The 3,008-nt window shown below is 71.1% G+C and carries 2 protein-coding genes and 1 riboswitch; both genes read right to left on the minus strand.

The annotated features are described in order from the left end of the window. Positions 1–295: 295 nt before the first annotated feature. Complete coding sequence (locus AOK16_RS17215; RefSeq protein ID WP_055473124.1) at positions 296–1,354, minus strand: M23 family metallopeptidase; 1,059 nt, start codon at positions 1,352–1,354, stop codon at positions 296–298. 10 nt (positions 1,355–1,364) lie between these two features. Then, positions 1,365–1,531: riboswitch (cyclic di-AMP (ydaO/yuaA leader) on the minus strand. Between the two features lie 294 nt (positions 1,532–1,825). Continuing rightward, positions 1,826–3,008: PP2C family protein-serine/threonine phosphatase (locus AOK16_RS17220; protein ID WP_420865387.1), on the minus strand; the 1,183-nt coding region annotated here is incomplete at its 5' end.

Here is a 3,008-nt window from a genome sequence, read left to right on the forward strand (position 1 = left end):
GCCCCACCCCGGGCAACACCCCGCCACAGCGCTGACGCGCGCCCCATGGGCTGTCCCACGCCCCAATCGCTCCCGGATGCCCCGAAGGGCAGGCCGACAGCCCCGGTGTCGGGGGGTTTGCACCGGGGCTGTCGGCGTATGGGGGGTGGCGCTTGGGAGGCCGGGAGCAAAGACGGTACGAACGGTACGAGACGCAGGTGCGGAAACAGCGGGTGCGGGCTGACAGGCGGACCCGGCAGGTACGGGCCGACGGCCTGCGCGGGACGAGGCCCGCCTCAGGCCACCGATCCGCGGCTCAGATGCTGAGCCCGTGCTGCCGCAACCACGGCATCGGGTCGATCGGGTCGCCGCCGCCCGGCCGTACCTCGAGGTGCAGGTGCGGACCGGTGACGTTGCCGGTCGCGCCAACGCGGCCGATCGTGTCGCCAGTCGTGACCTTGCCGGAGGTCACGGTCATCGAGGAGAGGTGGCAGTACCAGATCTCGGTCCCGTCCTCAAGCGTGAGGACGATCCGGTACCCGTACGAACCGGCCCAGCCCGCCGAGGTGATCGTGCCGCCGTGCACCGCCTTGACGGGGGTGCCGGTCGGAGCGGCGAAGTCCTGGCCCGTGTGGTTGTTGGACCACAGCGAACCGGCCTCGCCGAAGCTGGAAGTGAGGGTGAACGAGGAGGTGGGAAGGGAGTAGCTGCGGGCCAGCTTCGCCAGCCGCTCGGCCTCGGCCTTGCGCTCGGCCTCCTCCCGCGCCTTCCGCTCGGCCTCCTCCTTGGCCTTCCGCTCCTCGGCGTCGGCCTTGGCCTTCGCCTCGGCGGCCTCCTGCGCGGCCTTGGCCGCTGCCGCCTTCTCGGCGGCCTCGCGCTCCGCCGCCTCGGCGGCGGATTGCTGCTGCTCAGCCTGGCGCATGATGCGCGCCCGCAGGGCCTCGCCCGCGTTTTCGCCCTCTGCGGCCTCGGCTTTGGTGAGCCCGGCCTGGGTCAGAGGAGCGGCGGGAGCACCGGATCCGCCGGCGTCGTCGGATATCAGGGAGCCGATGCCCGGCAGCGATTCGGCGTCCGGGAGCTTTTCGGAGACGGCGGAGAGGTCCGGCACGGAAATCGACACCGGGGGCTTGGAGTTGGCGCTCGCCATCCCGCCCGCACCGACCGCCGCGATGACGCCGACACCGAGGACCGCGCCGCTGCGGGCCACGCCGCCGCCGCGCTGCTTGACCACGCGGTGCCTGCCGCGCACCGGGGCGATGGATTCGGCGGTCGGGTTCCAGTCGCCGGGACCGGCTGCCGCGCCTCCGTCACCAAAGGTCAGAGTCGAGCTGACCGACTCGTACAACGTGTCGGAGGCAGGCCTGTTGGACGCCACTGGGGCGCACTCCTTTCCTTCCTCTCGCCTACCGGGTTAGCTGACGGGTTCGGAGCAGGAAGGTCTCCTACGGGCTCCTCCAGTCGGAGGCTCCCGATTCACCCCAAGGTGGTGGTTCCCCGGTTCCCTGGGTGGTGCTAGTGGTGCCTGTGGTGCGGGATTCGGCGTAGGCGCACGGTGCCACCTCTTGTGGCGGCTGGGACGACCGCGCTGCGTTATCGAACGTTAATAGAGAGCCGGTCCGAATTCCAAGCCGTTCCGGGTGATCGTTAAGAAAATCCGACGGGACTAACAGGGACAAGAGGCCGCCAATTCGGGCGAGTTACCTCTCACACGGGAAACACCGTCGAGGCGATCGTGCGTCAGACGTTATCCACAGGCATGCACAGCGATTTCAATCGATCACGTAGAGTAACCAGCGGAGATGGGGGTGATCGCATGGCAGGCCTTCGGAAGGCACTCCGGTCGTGGTCAGGGGGTGTACGGCGACGGTGGGCGGCTCACGGCGAGCAGCGCCATGTCGTCGGTGACCGCCCCTGCCGTATGCCGCTCGACATCCGCCACGAGCGCGTCCAACAGGGCGTCGGGACCGGCGAACTGACTGCCCCGCAACCGCTCCTTGGGGTCGTAGAACACCCCGTGCGCGTCCCGCGCCTCGGTCACCCCGTCCGTGAACAGCAGCAGCGTCGCGCCCTCCGGGAAGCCCAACTCGTCCACCCGGTCCGGCCACTGGCCCAGCTCGCTCATACCGAGCGGCATGGCAAGCGAGCTCGGCTCGGCGCCGCGCACCCCGCCGTCCGCATACAGCAGCAGGGGCGCCGGATGGCCGCGGTTGAGCACGCGCAGGGTGCCGTGGTCCGGGCTCACTTCGGCCAGGACGGCCGTGGTGAACCCCTCGGACTGGTCCAGCCCCTCGCGCCGCCCGCCCTCGCGCTGGAGCGCCCGTTCCAGCCTGGTCGCCACCCGATCCAACGTGCCCTCCTGCTCGGCCGCCTCCCGGAAGGCGCCGATGACGATGGCCACGGCCTCGACCGCACCGAGCCCCTTGCCGCGCACGTCGCCGACGATCAGCCGTACACCGTGCGGGGTGTCCTGCACCGCGTAGAGGTCGCCGCCGATGCTGGCCTCGGCGTGCGCTGCCTCGTAGCGCGCGGCCACGTGCAGGCCGCCGATCTGATCGGCCGGGGCGGGCAGCACGGCCCGCTGGGCGGCCTCGGCGATGCCACGCGCCGAGGCGAGCCGCCGGTCGCTACGGCGCACGGCGCGGTTGATGAGCAGCGCCAGGGCGGTGACGGTCGTGATGGTGACCATCTCGGTGACCGACTCGATGTCGGACTCGGTGCCGTTGTAAAAGTGCAGGCCGAGCACGGTGGCCAGGGACGCCACCCCGATGAGGATGGTGTTGCGCAGGGTGTAGAGCGGGGCGGCGACGAGGGGGGCGGCCGAGTAGAAGGGCGAGCCGGTGAAGCGGGCGGGGGTGCTGACCTCGAAGACGAACCCGGCGACGAGGAGGAGAACGGGCAGCCACCGCAGGAGCCGGCTGCCACCGCTGATGGCCCGGCCGTTGCCGTTCCCGTTGCCGGAGCTGTTGCCGGACCCACCCGCGCTGCTCCCGTTGCCCGAGTCGCCCGCGCCGCCCCCGCCCCCGTTCTCC

Origin of the sequence: Streptomyces pathocidini, assembly GCF_001418495.1 — a bacterium.
Taxonomy (GTDB): Bacteria; Actinomycetota; Actinomycetes; order Streptomycetales; family Streptomycetaceae; genus Streptomyces; species Streptomyces pathocidini.